Origin of the sequence: Flagellimonas onchidii, assembly GCF_004804315.1 — a bacterium.
GTDB lineage: Bacteria > Bacteroidota > Bacteroidia > Flavobacteriales > Flavobacteriaceae > Flagellimonas > Flagellimonas onchidii.
Genome location: NZ_SRXX01000007.1, coordinates 31,664 through 49,532, shown reverse-complemented (window position 1 = coordinate 49,532; position 17,869 = coordinate 31,664). Strand labels below are relative to the sequence as shown.

Genomic DNA, 17,869 nt, shown 5'->3' with positions numbered 1-17,869 from the left:
TAAAATTAAACCCTACTTCAATGCCAGAACTTTGTTGGGAGAAATAGGGTTCCTTACCTAATATATATCCCAAATTTCTGTATTATTCATTTATTCTAAACGGGGAATGGTATCACTGGTAAGAAAAATTGTATAACTGGCTCCTTTTTATTCATTACTAGTTCATCTTCTTTCCAGGGCTAAAAAACATTTTACCCTAAGCAGCTCATATTCTTACGGTTAAAATCATTTTTTTAGTGTTTTTTTAATACTTTGTAGCTACTCAGCTAAAACAACTCGCCAATGGATTTTGATCACTTAAACATTTGGTATTGGGCCCTTGTAATCGTAGTAGGATTGTTTGGGGGCATTATTGGCTCCTATTGGGGCAAGGCAAAACGTACAAGTCCCAAAGAAATGGAGCTTCTTCAAAATGAGAACGAATCACTCAAAAATCAATTGGTAGCTCTTCAAAAAGAGAAATTCACTGTGGATGTTCCGTCGAAAACGGAAGCAGCCCCGGCATTAGCAGATAATGGGTTCAGTGCTGCAGCCGCAAAAGCCGCTTTCGGAAAAAGAATAAAAGAGAATGACCTTACTTTGGTGGAAGGAATAGGCCCAAAGATTCAGGGATTGTTCCATGATCACGGCATCAAGACTTGGAAAGCCCTTTCAGAAACTTCAACCATAAAATGTCAAGAAGTATTGACTTCAGCAGGCAAAAGATATCGCATTCATGACCCAGCTTCTTGGCCAATGCAAGCCAAAATGGCCTACATGGGACAATGGGAAGAACTCGCTAAATGGCAACTAAAACACAAATCTGGAAAGTTTTAATTTCTACCCCTTTCTCCTGGATAAAATGTGTGAACAGGGTCACTTTGCCAAAATTCTTTTGTTTCAACATCCATCATCGTCAACTGCCCTTTGAACGCAGCACCAGTATCGACATTCCAAACGTTTGCTCCTTTTTGGGGAACGGCTGTTGTTGTTTTTGAAATCGGGGTGTGCCCAATAAAGATTTCTTTGTAATGTGTTAACCGAAGAGGAAAATTTGGGTCTGCTGGTTTCAATTGAGGGTCTAAGGCCCTTGCTAATTCCCAAAGGGTACGGTCCCAATAAAACAACTGGTCAAAATATTCAAAATCAACACCTTTTAAGTTGGTGTAGCCGGCATGAAGGTAAAGCCTGTTGTCGCTGTCCAAAAAATAATTCTCCAATCCCGCATAAAAATCAAGATGGTCATTCCAATTTTCTCTTTTGACATTGATATAGGAATCTCGTGTTGCCGTACCACCATGGGCAAGCCATTGTGGGTTCTCTTCCTTTGTCAACAACCAGTTCCTGCACAACTCATCATGATTACCTCTTATAAAAGTACAGTTATGGGTTTTTTTCAAATTGATCAAAAAGTCAACAGTCTCCACGGCGGTACTCCAACTATCTACATAATCTCCCAAAAAAATAAGATGGTCGGTTGAGTTAACATTTGCTCTTTCCATGAGCTGCTCCAATGCCCTCAATCCTGAGTGTATATCTCCCACAACCAATGTTCGCATGCTCAAATTTTTGGCAATGATACGCACAAAAGATATGAAGCACTATAAATTAATGTAAAGTTTAAAATGCTTCGGCTTTGAAATCCATTAAATGCGTTTCGGTTTGGTGATGGTATAAATTTCTGTGTACATTGTGCCATTCCAAGAAAGAAAATGAAAAAAGTATTCTGCGTAGGAGAGTTATTGATAGATTTTGTAGCTGAAAAACAAGGAAGTGATTTATCGAAAGCAACAGTTTTTACGAAAAAAGCTGGAGGAGCTCCGGCAAATGTAGCTTGTGCGATAGCCAAACTTGGCGGAAAAAGCCTCTTTGTTGGAAGTGTCGGAAAGGACTCTTTTGGAAACTTCTTGCTCGATGTACTCAAAAACGAGCGTGTCGACGTTTCTATGGCACAAACCTCTGATACTTTTACCACATTGGCTTTTGTTTCTTTGGCAGAAGATGGTGAACGGGATTTTGTTTTTAGTCGAGGAGCAGATAAAGAATTGGCTTACGACCCAACACTTCGCAAGAGTTTTAAAGGAAATCTATTGCATTTAGGAGCTGCGACAGCACTTTTGGGAGGGGATTTGGAAAAATCCTATGGGAAATACTTGTTCGATGGACTAACAAAAGAAATGTTCATCAGTTTTGACCCCAATTTTAGGCAAGACCTTTGGAAAGAAAACGAACAGCAGTTTGTTAAAAAATGCATGCCCTTCATTGAAAAATCGCACTTATGTAAATTTAGTTTGGAAGAGGCTCAGATATTATCTGGAAAAAATGACGTTCACGAAGCTTGTGATTTTCTGCATAATGTTGGAGCAAGAATAATTACTGTGACCCTTGGCAAGGAAGGCACTCTGTTGAGCATGGGAACCACTAGATCATTAGTGCCCAGTATTTCAGTTAAACCAGTTGATACCACAGGGGCGGGAGATGCGTTCATTGGTTGTCTTTTATATCAAATAGCCAATTTGGACAATTTTAATCAAATTTTGGACGATTTTGAGTTGCTGTCAAAAATGGTAGGTGTCGCCAACAAGGCGGGTGCAATCACAACAACTAATTATGGAGCTATTGTAGCACTTCCTTCAAAATCTGATCTAGAAATCCAATAAGTACAATCGCCCTTAATTGTATCTTACCTTTCGAAGAATTCTTAGCGACTCTTTCAAAGATCTGTAAACATTTTTGTCTTCGGATTTGAGTAATGGCCTTGCGCGTTCCATTTGTTCCCTTGCCTCATCAAAACCATTTAAATAACAAATGAGATAGGTAGCGGGAAGATGGGTCAAGTCTTCTAATTCAGATTTATTCAAGGTTACTTGTTTTTCCAATTTCTGAAGCAGGGAGTTATTGGAATTCAGTACATGATGCAAGGTTTTCTTGTCATATTCTGGTGGTTCAAAAATCAGCTCACTATTAATGGAATAGCTTCCATTCTCTGAAAAAGTGATCACCATTTTTTCCAAGGGATAATACTTTTGCTCAGAGCCCAATCCAAGTTGAACAAATTCGACTGTATTGAAAGAATCTTCACCATACGTAATGGTAATTTCATCCAACGCGGAATAAAACAACTTTACTTGCTCATTGATCAGTTCAATATCGACTCTGGAATAATATGTTTTGTTGTTTACTACCTTTTTATTTCCTGCCCAACAGACCACAAATTGCTCTTTAAATACTTTATAGTCACTCGTCAAATCTGCATGACGGGTATTGATAAAATTGATTACGGCATCCAAGGTAAGTTCAATATTATTGCGAGCATGTTGCTCTATGGTAGCAACGGCTTCCGAATTGATATCCTGAAGCTCTATATCGAATGCTTTGGGCAAGCTAATGCTTCCTTCCCTAAAAAAGACAGCACCCCCGTAGTACTTCCAAATATTCTTACGAAGCGCACAAACCTTTCCGTTGGACCGAATTGTAACCAATCCCACTACTTTTCCTTCAGGTAAATGAGGAAAAGGAATGTTTTCATAAGAGATTATCGGGGGATTATCTAAATATGCATTAACAAGGTTTTGAATTTTACTGTCATCAAAAAAGTCGACTCCAACAATTTCATTATCAGAATCCTCAACACCGATGACTATAAAGGAGTTATTCTTGGGGTTGCTATTGGCCAAAGCACAAACATGTTTTAAAAATTTAGCCTTTCCTTCTTTTTCCCCAATGGATATAAAGCGCTTTTTATCATAAAAGCTATTTTCGTCATTATGCGCTAAAAGGTTCTTGACCAATAAACGTTTGTTGATCATAGCAGGAAGATTCGAGTTAAGTGAAATGAGTTACGGGTGCTTTGCATTTTCATTCAAATTTTGAACCTTTTCTTTCGGATTTCTTCAAATATGACATTAAAGCACCTATTTTCTTACTTAAGATGATAGTTTTTGGCAAGATTTCATCAAACTGTTTTTGGGAAATATGTTTTCTATCCGAACATCTATACAACTGAGACCGTAGCTCTCCACAAGAAGCTTTAGCAATACTCAGAAATTGAATAAATTCTCTATTCCCATTTCGCTCATACCCTTCGGCTATATTGTCCATAACGGAACCTGAAGAAGTATTCATTTGATTTTTAAGACCGAAATCTTTATTTAAAGGTGTTGACTCAATAAATCCCCATATCTCATTGCAAATCTCTCTCGAGAGAATCCATACTTCCAAATTTTCAAAACCACCCATTTATTAGTATATTAACTTTTATCTCGAAACCACTAACCCTAATCCTTTTTTACAATGGTACTACTAGCTTGGGCCGTTGGCATTACAACTAGGTCCGCAATATTTACATGATTTGGTCTGGTAATGGCAAAGTGGATGATTTCTGCAATATCTTCAGGTTTAAGTGGTTGATATCCTTGATATACTTTATCGGCTTTATTGGAATCTCCCTTAAAACGTACATCACTGAATTCAGTTTCCACTAATCCCGGGTTTATGGCTCCTACACGAATTCCATGTTCATTTAAGTCAATTCGCATACCTTGATTAATAGCGTCAACAGCATGCTTGCTTGCACAATAGACATTACCCTTTGGGTAAACTTCTTTACCAGCTGTAGAGCCAATATTGATAATGTGCCCCTCCTTTCGTTCAACCATTTGAGGCAATATGGCATTGGACACATATAACAAACCCTTTACGTTTATATCCAACATGGCATCCCAATCGTCAATACTTCCTTGATCTATAAAATCCAAGCCATGCGCATTTCCAGCATTGTTGATTAAAACATCGATTTGCGAAAACTCCCTGGGAAGTCCTTCAACCGCCTTACGAACCTCTTCTTTATCCCTCACATCAAAACTCAGGGTATGCACATTAGCGGTCTTTGCTAAATTTTCCTTAAGAACAACCAGTCTGTTTTGTCTTCTTCCACAAAGAATCAGATTAAATCCATGCACAGCCAACAGCTCTGCCGTGGATTTTCCTATACCGCTAGTTGCCCCGGTAATAAATACAGTTTTTGTGTTTTTCATCGTTTCTTTTCCATGAAAGATTACCCTATCCGAATCCTTCCATGTTTGTTTTGTAAGTGGTATGAAGGCTGAAATTATAAAATTAAACCCTTAAATCCTTCATAAAACTAGGGGTTCAGCGTTTTTTTTAACCATTAATTAACAGGTGGATTTTAAATTAATTTTCATTTTGCACTCCTTAGAAAAACACTACCATTAACGCGTTACAATTAAAGTTTCTATGGAAGAAAACACTACTATTGATATTAGTGCTGTGAATGAGAAAATTGCTAAAGAAAGTGCTTTTATTGACCTCCTTACACATGAAATGAACAAGGCTATTGTTGGCCAGAAACATATGGTAGAACGCCTCTTGATTGGTCTTTTGGGAAAAGGACACATCTTGTTAGAGGGTGTTCCCGGGCTAGCAAAGACATTAGCTATAAACACTTTGGCCAAAGCCGTAAAAGGTGATTTTAGCCGAATTCAATTTACCCCAGATCTTTTGCCTGCTGATGTTGTAGGAACCTTGATCTACAACATTAAGGAAAATGATTTTTCTATTAAAAAAGGGCCCATTTTCGCAAACTTTGTGTTGGCGGATGAAATAAATAGAGCCCCGGCCAAAGTACAATCAGCCTTGCTAGAAGCAATGCAGGAAAAACAGGTTACCATTGGTGATGAAACTTTTAGGTTGGATGCTCCTTTCTTGGTTATGGCTACCCAAAACCCAGTAGAGCAAGAAGGAACCTATCCTTTACCGGAAGCCCAAGTAGACCGTTTTATGTTGAAAACCGTCATCGACTATCCAAAATTGAATGAAGAACAACTCATTATTCGACAAAATCTTGGAAAATCGAATGAACCCATTAAACCGGTTGTAACCTTAAAGCAGATTTTGAGTGGTCAAGAAGCCGTTCAAGATGTGTACATGGATGAAAAAATTGAAAAATATATTTTGAATTTGGTGTTTGCTACCCGATATCCAGAAAAATACAATCTTGAAAACCTTAAACCCCTTATCAGCTTTGGTGCATCTCCACGGGGAAGTATCAATTTGGCCAATGCCTCAAAATGCTATGCCTTTATAAAAAGAAGAGGCTATGTTGTTCCGGAAGATGTAAGAGCTGTAGTTCACGATGTGCTAAGGCATCGTATTGGAATAACTTATGAAGCTGAAGCTGAGAATATTACTTCAGAGGAAATTATCAATAAGATTGTAAACGAGGTAGAAGTACCTTAGGGTTCAACATTTCTTGTTAAGGCTAACCAGCTAAAAACTATAACAAGAATATAATATTCCTTGGACCAAATGGATACAAAAGAGCTACTTAAGAAGGTTCGTAAAATTGAGATAAAGACAAGGCGTCTTTCCGACCATATTTTTGGTGGGGAATATCACTCTACCTTTAAAGGTAGGGGTATGACTTTTAGTGAAGTCAGACAATATCAATTTGGTGATGATGTGCGAAACATTGATTGGAATGTTACCGCGCGATATAACGAACCTTATGTAAAAGTATTCGAGGAGGAACGCGAACTTACCATGATGCTCATGGTCGATGTGAGTGGATCAGAGCTTTTCGGAACCGCAAATCAGTTTAAAAAGGAGGTCATTACCGAAATTTCGGCAACTTTGGCTTTTTCTGCCTTGCAGAACAATGATAAAGTCGGATTGATTTTGTTCTCGGACGAGGTCGAACTTTTTATTCCTCCGAAAAAAGGGAAAAGCCATGTGCTACGGATTATTAGGGAGCTTTTGGAATTTTCTCCAAAAAGCAGTGAGACCAACATTGCCGAAGCACTAAAATTCTTGACCAATGTGATGAAGAAAAAAGCCATCGTGTTTGTATTGTCCGATTTTATAGCAGATGACTACGATAATACGCTGCGTATTGTAGGCAATAAACATGATGTCACCGGAATTAGGGTTTTTGATGAGCGAGAGGAATCCATCCCAAACTTGGGCATGGTTCAAATGCTGGATGCGGAAACTGGATTGCTGCAACTGGTAAATACACGCTCCAAAAAAGTACGCAATGCGTATGGAAAGTTTCATCAGGAAAAAGTGGGGTATTTTCAAGAATCGTTTACCAAATCTGGTTCGGGAGTAATCAATTGCAGGGTAGATGAAAGCTATGTAAAAAAGTTATTAGGCTATTTTAAACGAAGGGGGTGATGGAAAAAGTTGGAAGGAAGAAGTTAGAAGTGCGAAATAGCAAAGAGAAACATCTTTTTGCTTGTACTGTATTGTTGTTGATACTTCCTTTTGTATCATTTTCCCAAAATGAAGCGAAGGTGTCTTCCAAGATTGATACCACATCAATCAAAATTGGTGAGCAGATTCAATATACCATAACGGTTGAAGCAGATTCCTTGGACATTGTTCATTTCCCCGAAGGACAAACATTTTCACCCTTGGAAACCGTTGAGGCCATAATGCAGGATACCGTTAAGAACAAAAATAGGGTCATCCTTCAAAAGGTATATGCGCTTACCCAATTTGATAGTGGTACCTATACGATTCCATCTCAACGTATTGCTATAAACGAGCAACCTTTCTTTACCGATTCTTTCCAGGTCAAAGTAGCCGATGTGGTTGTTGATACCACCAAGCAGAAAATGTTCGATATAAAACCACTGATCCAGGTAGAGAAAAGCTATGCAAAAATCTGGAAGTGGATTCTTATCATTCTCATTGTACTTTCAATTATAGGAGGATTGGTGTATTGGTTTTTCCTAAGAAAAAAACCATTGACAGAAGAAGAGAAAGAGGCCCTGCTCCCACCCTATGATCGCGCGTTGTTGGAACTGAAAAAATTAGAGAACTCCAGATACCTCATCCAAGACGAATACAAAAAATATTATTCAGAACTTACCGATATTGTTAGGTCTTACCTAGAAGAAGACGTGCACGTTTCTGCCTTGGAAAGCACGACGGGACAATTGATCGCAAAGCTCGAAATGCTCAAAGATGCTGGAGAGCTTAACCTTCAAGAGGAGACCATTACTCAATTTCAGAAAATATTGGAAACAGCAGATTTGGTCAAATTCGCTAAATCCAAACCCCTAAGTTCCACGGCTGAGCAAGATAGAAAAATGGTTGAGCAAATTGTGGTGAAAACCCATGACGCACTTCCAGAGCCAACAGAGGAGGAGTTATTGCTGACCGAGGAATATCTTGAAGAACTCGCCAAGAAAAAACAACGCAAAAAAATCTATTGGGCAGTTGGTCTATTTATAGGTTTTATATTTGGACTAGGTGCATTCTCCGTTGCCTATTATGGCTTTAAGGAAGTTAAGGACACTGTTTTTGGCCATCCTACAAAAGAACTGTTAGAAGGAGAATGGGTGACAAGCTCCTATGGTTTCCCTCCTGTAGATTTAGAAACCCCCGATGTTCTTCTAAGACAAGAGACTAATTTGCCCCAACAAATCTTGGACAGTATACAGGACATTCAAACTTTTGCATACGGTAGTTACATTCAGCATTTTTCCATCAGCAGTACTTCTGTAACCTTCAAGAATCCAGGAGATCCCGATTTTGAGGGTACGGTGGGCGCTGCTCTTGGTATTTTTGAACAAGTAGGCATTAGAAATATTATTACCAAGCAAGAAGAATTCAATACAAAATCAGGTGTAGCTGGACTTAAAATCTACGGGTCAGGAAACTTTAAGAGTCCAATATCCGATGAATCCAAAAGACTGAAATACAATATTCTTCTATTCGGAGGCAAGGGGTTTGTTCAGCAAGTGGTTATGACTTGGGAGGACGGCGATGAATATGCTGAGGAAATCGTCGCAAAGATTTTAAGTACGTTGGACGTAAAAACACAGGTATAGAATGTTTGAAAATATAGAATTCGCAAATCCACAGTTCTTTTGGTTGCTCTTACTGCTTCCTTTGGCTTTGCTATGGTATTTTTTCAAACGAAAAGAAGAAGTTGCTTCCTTGAAAATATCAAGCATAAAAGGTTTTACCATTCAAAGCCTAGCTTCCAAGCTAAAGCCATTGCTATTTATTTTGCGCTTATTGGCTTTGGCAGCAATTATTACAGCTTTAGCCCGACCACAAACGGAGGACATCTCTACTAGAACCAAGACCACTAAGGGAATTGATATTGTAATGGCCATTGATGTTTCCTCAAGTATGCTCGCGCGTGACCTAAAGCCCAATAGACTTTCGGCGCTTAAGGATGTTGCAGGTGACTTCATCAAACAGCGACCTAATGACCGTATCGGCTTGGTTGGCTATGCTGGGGAAAGTTATACTAAAACCCCTATTACCAGTGATAAATCAATCGTTTTGAATGCCCTTAGGGAGATGTCATATGGGGAACTTGAAGATGGAACGGCAATAGGTATGGGTCTGGCCACCTCTGTAAACAGGTTAAAGGAGAGCAAAGCTATTAGCAAGGTCATTATTCTTTTGACAGATGGTGTAAACAATTCCGGTTTTATCGAACCAAAAACTGCAGCTGACCTAGCTGTTGAGTTTGGCATAAAAACCTATACTATTGGATTGGGAACCAATGGAAATGCCTTGTCTCCAATTGCCTATAACAGAGATGGTTCTTTTCGATACGGTATGCGCCAGGTGGAAATTGATGAAGAATTACTTAAAGAGATTGCGAAAGTAACCGGGGGAGAATACTTTAGGGCCACCGATAATGAAAAATTGGAGGAAATCTATGATGAAATCAATAAACTTGAAAAAACCGAAATAGAAGAATTCAAATATTATAAATACGAGGAAAAGTTTAGACCCCTTATATTCTTGGCCGGAGTTTTGCTATTGTTAGAATGGGGATTACGCAACTCTATTTTTAAAAGTTTTATTTAGCACAATGATTCAACTTGACGAAAAAGCATATTTCTATCTTTTGCCCATCATTCCAGTAATGGCCCTGGCTTTCTTCTTTCTTCAAGTTTGGAAGAAAAAGACGCAACGACAATTTGCTGATGCCAAGTTGTTGCGAAGATTGGCGCCCAATAAATCCATCTTCAAGCCCGCATTAAAGTTGATTTTTCTGTTGTTGGGACTAACCTTTCTCATTTTAGCACTGGTCAATCCCAAAATCGGAACAAAACTGGAGACCGTTAAGCGCGAAGGGGTTGATATTGTATTCGCAATAGATGTTTCCAAAAGTATGTTGGCCGAGGACATTGCACCAAATCGCTTGGAAAAAGCAAAAAGATTGGTCTCGGAAATCATCAACCAGTTGGCTAGCGACCGCATCGGAATTATAGCCTATGCCGGTCAAGCTTATCCTCAATTACCCATCACTACCGACTATGGTGCGGCCAAAATGTTTTTGCAGGGCATGAATACCAACATGCTATCTTCACAGGGAACGGCAATAAATGCGGCCATTGATCTAGCCAGCACCTATTTTGATGATGACGAGCAGACCAACAGGGTTCTGTTCATAGTTTCAGATGGTGAGGACCATTCAGAAGGTTCCACCATAGATGCTGTTGAATACGCCAAACAAAATGGCATTCGAGTATTTACAATAGGTGTGGGGAAACCAAAAGGAGCTCCAATACCCATTAAAAGAAACGGCGTAGTTGAAAGCTTGAAAAAGGACAATCAAGGTGAAGTAGTGATAACACGGCTCAACGAAGCTGTACTTTCCGAAATTGCCAGTGAAGGCAATGGCGAGTACATTGACGGTTCAAATACCGAAGCGGCTGTGGAATATATCAAGGAACTGTTAGACCAAATGGACAAAAAAGAATTTGAGGCCAAACAATTTGCCGAATACAAAGACCAATTTCAGTGGTTCTTGGGCATAGGTCTTTTCTTTTTATTTTTGGACATCTTCTTTCTGGATAGAAAAACAAAATGGTTAAAAAAACTAAATCTTTTTAATGAACATGATGATGCATAAGATAAGATTGACGTTTACCTTGTTAGTACTTGTTGGTGGAATACTGTCCGCCCAAGATGAAGATGCGGCCAAAGAGGCACAAAAAGCATTGAAAACCTCCACAAACCTAACTTGGGAAGCCAACAAAGAACTGACTGCGAATGATTTCCCCACTGCCGAATCAGATTATCGAAGAGCCATATCCAAAAGTGATGAAAATACTGTTGCCCCCTTTAATTTAGGAACAGCTTATTACAACAGGGAAAGTTATGGTGAAGCTTTTGGGAGGTTCAAGCAAGCTGGTGAAAAAGCTGCCGAAAAACCAAATAAACACAAGGCTTACCATAATATGGGCAATGTGTTTATGAAAAAGAAGGAATACCAACAGGCTGTTGATGCCTATAAAGAAGCACTTAGAAACAATCCTTCAGATGATGAGACACGCTACAATCTAGCCTTGGCCAAAAAAATGCTCGAAAAACAACAAAACGAGCAGAACGATCAAAACCAAGACAATAAGGACAACCAGGACCAACAAGATCAGAAAGACCAAAACCAAGACCAGAACAACGAAGGTGATAATGACAAGCAGGATGAAGGAGAACAAAATGAAGATGAAAATAAGGACAAGGGTGATGAAGGAGATAATGGAGAGAATAAACCTGAGGAAAACCAAGAAGGAGACGGAGATAAAAAGAAAGAACAAGAGAAAAAACCAGGTGAGGGCGACGAACCTGAAGAGCCAAAACAGCAACCAAGACCCAACCAGCTTTCAAAACAGCAGATTCAAAATCTGTTAGAGGCAATGCAAAATGAAGAGAAGAAAGTACAGGAAAAGATGGAAGCAAGAAAAGTAAGGGGCAAAAAAATCAAAAACGAGAAAGATTGGTGATGGATAGGTTGTGGAGCAAATTTTTAATATTCTTTCACATATTCCTTTTGGCAGGGAACTTTTCCCATGCACAAGAAGAACAAAAAGAAGAGGTCTCGTTCGAAATGAAACTGAGCAAGCAAAAGCTGGGTATAAACGAAAGGCTTCGTGTGGAGTTTACCATGAACAAGGATGGAGACAATTTTAATCCGCCTCCCTTCGTAGGGTTTAAAGTGGTCATGGGACCATCACAATCTATAAGTTCCTCTTGGATCAATGGAAAACGAACCTATTCAAAATCCTATTCTTATATTCTTGTGCCCACGGCTAGGGGCAAGTTCTCCATCAAACAAGCTATCATAGAAATTGATGGTGAAACCTATAAAACTTTACCAAAGTCAGTCGAGGTCACTGCTGCGGTGGATAAGCCAAACGATGCAAAAACGGTTGACGATGTGGCTGATGAGAATTTGCATCTGGTCGCCGAGGTATCCAAATCCAATCCCTATCTTAACGAGGCTGTAACGGTCATCTATAAACTCTATGTAAGTCCGAACATTAGCGTGACCAATTATCGCCCGCTTGATAATCCTAAGTACAATAATTTTTGGAGTCAGGATATACCGGTCACAAAGCACACGGCCCAAAATGGCACCTATCAAGGAAAACCTTATCGTTTTGTTGTTTTAAAGAGGGTAGTGCTCTATCCCCAAAAAGCAGGTAAACTGGAAATAGAACCTCTTTCATTGGAAATTTTTGTTGATGTTCCTACGAATCGACGAGACTTTTTTGGGGGGCGCATATACAAGCAAGCAAGCAAGACAGTTTCTGCTGGAAGACGTACGCTAAATGTAAAAGCCTTGCCCGAAGCGGGCAAACCTTCCAATTTTGGAGGTGCTGTAGGTGATTTTGAGTTTTCCGTATCTGCTAGCAAAACACAATTGAACGCTTCCGAATCGTTACAGGCCAAGGTAGAAATAAAAGGAAAAGGAAACCTAAAATTATTTCAACTTCCGGAGCCCGAACTCCCCAGTGCTCTTGAAGTCTACGAGCCTGAATATGATGAAAAAGTACGGACTTTAATTTCTGGAATGGAAGGTTCAGTCGCCAATAATTACACTGTAGTGCCAGCCTATCGTGGCAAATACCCTATCCCAAGTATTTCGTTCAGTTACTTCAATCCAAAAACCAAAAAATATGTAACCCTCAATTCTGAAGAAATCAACATCGAGGTTTTGGAGGGGCCCGAAGGTTCTTCAAATCAAGAAACCGCTGCCACCAGATCCAACAAGCAATTTGTGGTTCCTACAAGTAAACAGTTCCATTTTATAAAAATCAAGCCTAATCTCACCAAGATAGGCGCCAACTATTTCTTTGGTTCGAGTTCATTTTACTTATGGTTGTTTGCTCCGTTACTATTAATTCCAATTGCAGTTTTCTCATTTAAGAAAAGAGAGGCCATAGCAAGTGATGTGGTTGGGAATAAAATAAAACGTGCCAACAAACTTGCAAGAAAATACCTTTCTACCGCCAAAAAGGAACTTGGTCATAAAGAGGCATTTTATGTTGCCTTAGAGAAAGGGCTTCATAATTATCTGAAAGCCAAGCTAAAAATTGAGACATCAGAGTTTAGCAAGGAAAAAATAACATCCATTTTATCTGAAAAGAATGTAGCGCAAGAAGACACAGAGGGCTTTATAGACCTTCTTACAAATTGTGAAATGGCAAGGTACAGTCCATTTTCGGATGTACAGATGCAAAAGGATTATGAAAAGGCAAGTGATGTAATCTCTAAATTGGACAAGCAATTATGAGCATAACAAAGTTAATCCCCTTAATTTGTTTTTTCTCGGCCTTCATTGGACTAGGGCAAAACAATGCTTCCCTTTTTGACCAAGCTACGGAAGATTACAACAATGGTGAATATAGTAAGGCCATAGAAAAGTATGAAAGCATCTTGGAAAACGGAGAACATTCCGCTGAACTCTATTTTAATATTGGAAACTGTCATTATAAATTGAATGCCATCGGTCCAAGTATTTATAATTACGAAAAAGCGCTGTTATTAAAACCAAATGATCGCGAAATATTGAACAACCTGGGTTACGCGCAAAACATGAGGCTAGATGCTGTTGAAGAAATGCCCAAGACTGAGATAGCAAAGCTATATGAAAGTTTAATGGATATAATGTCGTTTGACCAATGGTCGTATTTGGCAATTGTGTTAATAGTACTATTTGTTTTAGGATATCTGGCCTATTTTTTCTTGCGTTTTGCGTCCCAAAAGCGAATTGCTTTTATTTCAAGTATGCTTTTCCTTGTTGCTGGTATTTTGAGTGTCCTATTGGCCTATTTGCAGTATCAAGATTTTAAAAATGACAACCCCGGCATAATATTTAGCCAAGAAGTCAAGGTTACTTCTGAACCCAATAAAAATAGTAAAGCTGTTTTTACACTACATGAAGGAACCAAAGTAAATATCTTGGAAACCTTCAATGATTGGCAAAAAATAAAAATCGCCGATGGCCAAACAGGATGGCTTCCTAAAAAAGATTTAAAATTGTTAAAGGACTTTTAAAGTTTCTTTAACGAAAAAGTTGTTGTTTCACCTTATTTTTGTCGCAAAGTGGCCAAATGCTTAAAACCATTGCACATCCTTTAATTTGCCTTATGCTGATATTCTCCATATTGGCTCCATCCGTTATTCCATTATTGGACAAGGATTGTCCGGTTGCTGTTCTTTTGGATACTAACGAGGAAGAAAAAAAAGAAAAGGACTCTGAAAAAAAATTCGGCGAAAAGAATCTGTTTACGGGGCCTTTTGACACGAACAATGGATTGTTTTTTCAACTTACCGAAGTTGAAAGCACCGAGTATCTACTTTTTAATACGGATTTTAAAGTAGAGATTATCCTACCTCCTCCCAAGAAATTGGTTTAACCCTCTTTATTTATCAATCAATTTCTAATCGTCTCCAACCTAAAAACGACGTTGGGGCACAATGTATTTATTTTTATGTTCAAGTATGTTAAAAACGACTTGCCTGCAAGTATCGTTGTATTTTTTGTGGCACTCCCTCTATGTTTAGGCATTGCCCTTGCCAGTGGAGCACCTTTGTTCTCAGGGCTTATTGCTGGTATTATTGGCGGAATCATCGTTGGTTCCCTTAGTGGATCCCATATTGGGGTCAGCGGACCAGCTGCAGGTTTGGCAGCCATAGTCCTAACTGCCATTGGAACTTTGGGTGGCTTCGAAAATTTTTTGGTCGCTGTTGTATTGGGTGGTCTTATCCAAATCCTATTCGGTATTCTAAAAGCCGGTGTTATCGCATATTATTTCCCATCTTCTGTGATTAAGGGAATGCTTACGGGTATCGGGATTATCATTATTCTAAAACAAATCCCCCATTTCTTTGGGTATAACTCAAACTTTTCCTTTTTTCAAACAGATGGAGAAAGTACTGTTAGCGGTATCTTCAATGCCCTGAACTTCATAAGTCCAGGAGCTACCTTAATTGCTGTGATTGCTCTTGCCATCCTTATTTTATGGGATAAGGTTTTGAGTAAAAAATCGAAAATATTTCAGTTGATACAAGGCCCTTTGGTGGCGGTAGTAGTTGGAATACTGTATTTTGTTTTCACCAAAGACGGTTCGACATGGGGAATAGACCAGAAACTTTTGGTAAGTGTACCCATTCCAGAAAGTATTGAGTCTTTGGGTAACTTGTTAAGCTTTCCAAATTTTGCTGTAATCGGCAATTCTGAGGTATGGATTACTGCTTTTACCATAGCCCTAGTGGCAAGTTTGGAAACCCTTCTTTGTGTGGAGGCCACGGACAAGTTAGACCCACATAAAAGAACTACTCCTACGAACAAAGAACTTTTGGCCCAAGGGGTGGGTAATAGCATCTCCGGTCTTTTGGGAGGATTGCCCGTTACCCAAGTTATTGTGCGTAGCTCTGCTAATATCCAGTCTGGCGGGAGGACAAAGGCATCAGCTATTATACATGGTTTCTTACTATTGATTTCCGTCATTTTGATACCAAGGCTACTCAATATGATTCCATTATCCGTATTGGCCTCCATTTTATTCATTGTTGGATACAAACTGGCCAAACCAGCTCTTTTCAAAAAAATGTACGATTTGGGTTGGAAACAGTTTATTCCTTTTACCGTTACGGTTTTCGGTATCGTTTTTACCGATTTATTGATAGGCATCGGATTGGGGCTCATGGTAGGAATTGTAGTGATTTTGCTAAAAAGCTATCAAAACTCCCATTTTCTTCATATTGAAGATAAAAGCAATGGCAAGCACAGAATTAAAATGACCTTGGCCGAGGAAGTAACCTTTTTTAACAAGGGTGCTATTCTAAAAGAGTTGGATAGCCTTCCTAACGACACTTATCTGGAACTAAATCTTTTAAACACAAGATTTCTTGATAATGATATCATTGAAATTCTAGAAGATTTTGCCTTAAAGGCAAAGCAACGGAATATAGATATTCAATTGGTCTCAAAACGTGGCGTGGAAGAAAATCCATCAAGCTTTATTGAGTTCTTTAGAACTCGCCCAAAATCAAAACTAAGTTTAAGTTAAAAAAATAAAATCATGGAAAATAAAAATTATAGAATACTGGTACTTTCCGACTTAAGGAAAACAACTGAAGTAATATTGAAGAATACGGCCAGTTTGGCCAAAATGATTGGTGGAGAGATTGCGTTGCTGCATGTTAAACAGCCTTTAGGTGTTGTGAAACAGGATAATCAGCTATCGGCTGTTAGATCTATTAATGACACTTATACATCCACCAAAAACGAAATAAATCAGCTGGTAAAACCGGTTACTTCAGAATACGGAATCGGTGTTGACACCTTTTTCAAGGTAGGAAATGTTAAAGAAGAAATAAATAGAAAAATTCAAGAATTTCGCCCAGATATCGTTGTTCTTGGCCAACGTAAATCAACTCCTTTCAAGTTATTAGGTGATAATATTACAAAGCATGTAATGTCAACCTTCGATGGATTAGTTCTAATTTCGTCACATGAGCAAGTTATCGGGAGTGGCAAAGAGCTTTCCCTAGGAACGCTAAACGGTTCTCAGAACTTGATGAAAGTGGGGCTGTTGGAGCAATTGATGAAACAAAGTTCACAACCTTTAAAATCCTTCAAAATCAAACATGGTAAAAATGAGGCAACTCAAGAAACACCTATTGATAAACACATGGTAGAATACGTCTTTGAACCCCAAGACAATGCAATTCAAAATATGTCAGCCTATCTTACCAGAACTAATGTAGATTTATTGTTCATGGATTTAGATGATGCAGCCAATGCCAATATCAAAATTAAAAATGTAATTGGTAAATTTAATGTGCCTTTCCTATTAGCAGGAAAACGCAAAGCAAAACTTAATAACTCTTTAAACTAGAAACAATGATGAATGCACATACCAAAGAAACACAGGCTGCAATATCACCACAAAATGCTCTTGAACTTTTAAAGGAAGGCAATAAAAGATTTGTTGAAAAAGATTCCGCTGATAGGGACTTGTTGCAACAAGTTGCTCAAACCGCATCTGGTCAATACCCTTTTGCAACTATCCTTAGCTGTATTGACTCAAGAGTTTCAGCAGAATTAATTTTTGATCAAGGGGTAGGTGATATATTCAGTGCTCGGGTTGCTGGTAATATTGTTAACGAAGACATTCTTGGTAGTATGGAATTTGCCTGCAAATTAGCAGGGACCAAGATTATTGTGGTTTTAGGACATACGGCATGCGGTGCAGTAAAAGGTGCTTGTGACGATGCAAAAATGGGCAACCTAACAGAATTGTTAAGCAAAATAAAGCCCGCCGTTGACGCTGTACCTGAACCTGCCGATGCTTCACAAAGAAATTCAGGCAATATTGGTTTTGTAAATACAGTAGCGGAAAAAAATGTTCAAATGACCATTGATAACATTAGAACCCAAAGCCCTGTGCTTAAGGAAATGGAGGACAACGGCGAAATCTTGATTGTTGGGGGCATGTATGATATTTCCAACGGAAAAGTAAGCTATATGTAGACCTCGAAATACAACATATCAGTTAATTAAGGCCAGTGTTTAACATTTCATTGGCCTTTTTTAATTTCC

18 protein-coding genes are annotated in these 17,869 nt (G+C 38.8%); 14 read left to right on the top strand and 4 right to left on the bottom strand.

Going from position 1 to position 17,869, the window contains the following annotated elements:
- Positions 1 to 282: 282 nt before the first annotated feature.
- Positions 283 to 816, top strand: a complete 534-nt coding sequence (locus E4661_RS09020) for a hypothetical protein (protein WP_136466507.1) — start codon at positions 283 to 285, stop codon at positions 814 to 816.
- Here the strand turns inward: E4661_RS09020 and E4661_RS09015 are convergent.
- Positions 813 to 1,538 (bottom strand): metallophosphoesterase, encoded by a 726-nt coding sequence (locus E4661_RS09015; RefSeq protein WP_136466506.1) that lies wholly within the window; start codon positions 1,536 to 1,538, stop codon positions 813 to 815. The genes E4661_RS09020 and E4661_RS09015 overlap by 4 nt on opposite strands.
- Before the next feature lie 153 nt (positions 1,539 to 1,691).
- On the opposite strand from E4661_RS09015, the gene E4661_RS09010 reads away from it, so the two are divergent.
- The gene (locus E4661_RS09010) at positions 1,692 to 2,639 is read left to right on the top strand and encodes a carbohydrate kinase family protein (RefSeq protein ID WP_136466505.1); all 948 of its coding nucleotides are present in this window, start codon (positions 1,692 to 1,694) and stop codon (positions 2,637 to 2,639) included.
- Positions 2,640 to 2,651: 12 nt separating this feature from the next.
- Here E4661_RS09010 and E4661_RS09005 read toward each other — a convergent pair whose 3' ends face one another.
- From E4661_RS09005 to E4661_RS08995, 3 genes are read right to left on the bottom strand one after another with little or no spacing between them, the layout of a single operon-like run.
- Positions 2,652 to 3,788, bottom strand: a complete 1,137-nt coding sequence (locus E4661_RS09005) for an ATP-binding protein (protein WP_136466504.1) — start codon at positions 3,786 to 3,788, stop codon at positions 2,652 to 2,654.
- A gap of 49 nt (positions 3,789 to 3,837) precedes the next feature.
- Complete coding sequence (locus tag E4661_RS09000; RefSeq protein ID WP_136466503.1) at positions 3,838 to 4,218, bottom strand: four helix bundle protein; 381 nt, start codon at positions 4,216 to 4,218, stop codon at positions 3,838 to 3,840.
- 38 nt (positions 4,219 to 4,256) lie between these two features.
- A complete protein-coding gene (locus tag E4661_RS08995) occupies positions 4,257 to 5,015 on the bottom strand; it encodes an SDR family NAD(P)-dependent oxidoreductase (protein ID WP_136466502.1) in 759 nt (252 codons plus the stop codon).
- 220 nt (positions 5,016 to 5,235) lie between these two features.
- Here E4661_RS08995 and E4661_RS08990 point away from each other — a divergent pair, with 220 nt between their 5' ends.
- The 12 genes from E4661_RS08990 to E4661_RS08935 all read left to right on the top strand — a co-directional run bounded on the left by E4661_RS08990 (position 5,236) and on the right by E4661_RS08935 (position 17,800).
- Positions 5,236 to 6,237, top strand: a complete 1,002-nt coding sequence (locus tag E4661_RS08990; protein ID WP_136466501.1) for an AAA family ATPase — start codon at positions 5,236 to 5,238, stop codon at positions 6,235 to 6,237.
- Positions 6,238 to 6,306: 69 nt separating this feature from the next.
- Positions 6,307 to 7,173, top strand: a complete 867-nt coding sequence (locus E4661_RS08985) for a DUF58 domain-containing protein (RefSeq protein WP_136466500.1) — start codon at positions 6,307 to 6,309, stop codon at positions 7,171 to 7,173.
- The gene (locus E4661_RS08980) at positions 7,173 to 8,837 is read left to right on the top strand and encodes a BatD family protein (RefSeq protein WP_136466499.1); all 1,665 of its coding nucleotides are present in this window, start codon (positions 7,173 to 7,175) and stop codon (positions 8,835 to 8,837) included. Before E4661_RS08985 ends, E4661_RS08980 begins: the two co-directional genes overlap by 1 nt.
- Before the next feature lies 1 nt (position 8,838).
- Positions 8,839 to 9,837, top strand: a complete 999-nt coding sequence (locus E4661_RS08975; RefSeq protein ID WP_136466498.1) for a vWA domain-containing protein — start codon at positions 8,839 to 8,841, stop codon at positions 9,835 to 9,837.
- Between the two features lie 4 nt (positions 9,838 to 9,841).
- A complete protein-coding gene (locus E4661_RS08970; protein WP_136466497.1) occupies positions 9,842 to 10,888 on the top strand; it encodes a VWA domain-containing protein in 1,047 nt (348 codons plus the stop codon).
- A complete protein-coding gene (locus E4661_RS08965; RefSeq protein WP_240751443.1) occupies positions 10,869 to 11,759 on the top strand; it encodes a tetratricopeptide repeat protein in 891 nt (296 codons plus the stop codon). The genes E4661_RS08970 and E4661_RS08965 overlap by 20 nt, the downstream gene beginning before the upstream one ends.
- Entirely contained in the window at positions 11,759 to 13,552 is a 1,794-nt protein-coding gene (locus E4661_RS08960) for a BatD family protein (protein ID WP_136466789.1), read from the top strand. The genes E4661_RS08965 and E4661_RS08960 overlap by 1 nt, the downstream gene beginning before the upstream one ends.
- Complete coding sequence (locus E4661_RS08955) at positions 13,549 to 14,316, top strand: SH3 domain-containing protein (RefSeq protein WP_136466496.1); 768 nt, start codon at positions 13,549 to 13,551, stop codon at positions 14,314 to 14,316. Before E4661_RS08960 ends, E4661_RS08955 begins: the two co-directional genes overlap by 4 nt.
- Positions 14,317 to 14,372: 56 nt before the next feature.
- The gene (locus E4661_RS08950) at positions 14,373 to 14,678 is read left to right on the top strand and encodes a hypothetical protein (protein ID WP_136466495.1); all 306 of its coding nucleotides are present in this window, start codon (positions 14,373 to 14,375) and stop codon (positions 14,676 to 14,678) included.
- Positions 14,679 to 14,753: 75 nt separating this feature from the next.
- A complete protein-coding gene (locus E4661_RS08945) occupies positions 14,754 to 16,334 on the top strand; it encodes a SulP family inorganic anion transporter (protein ID WP_136466494.1) in 1,581 nt (526 codons plus the stop codon).
- A gap of 12 nt (positions 16,335 to 16,346) precedes the next feature.
- A complete protein-coding gene (locus E4661_RS08940) occupies positions 16,347 to 17,165 on the top strand; it encodes a universal stress protein (RefSeq protein ID WP_136466493.1) in 819 nt (272 codons plus the stop codon).
- Positions 17,166 to 17,173: 8 nt separating this feature from the next.
- The gene (locus tag E4661_RS08935; RefSeq protein WP_136466785.1) at positions 17,174 to 17,800 is read left to right on the top strand and encodes a carbonic anhydrase family protein; all 627 of its coding nucleotides are present in this window, start codon (positions 17,174 to 17,176) and stop codon (positions 17,798 to 17,800) included.
- Positions 17,801 to 17,869 lie beyond the last annotated feature (69 nt).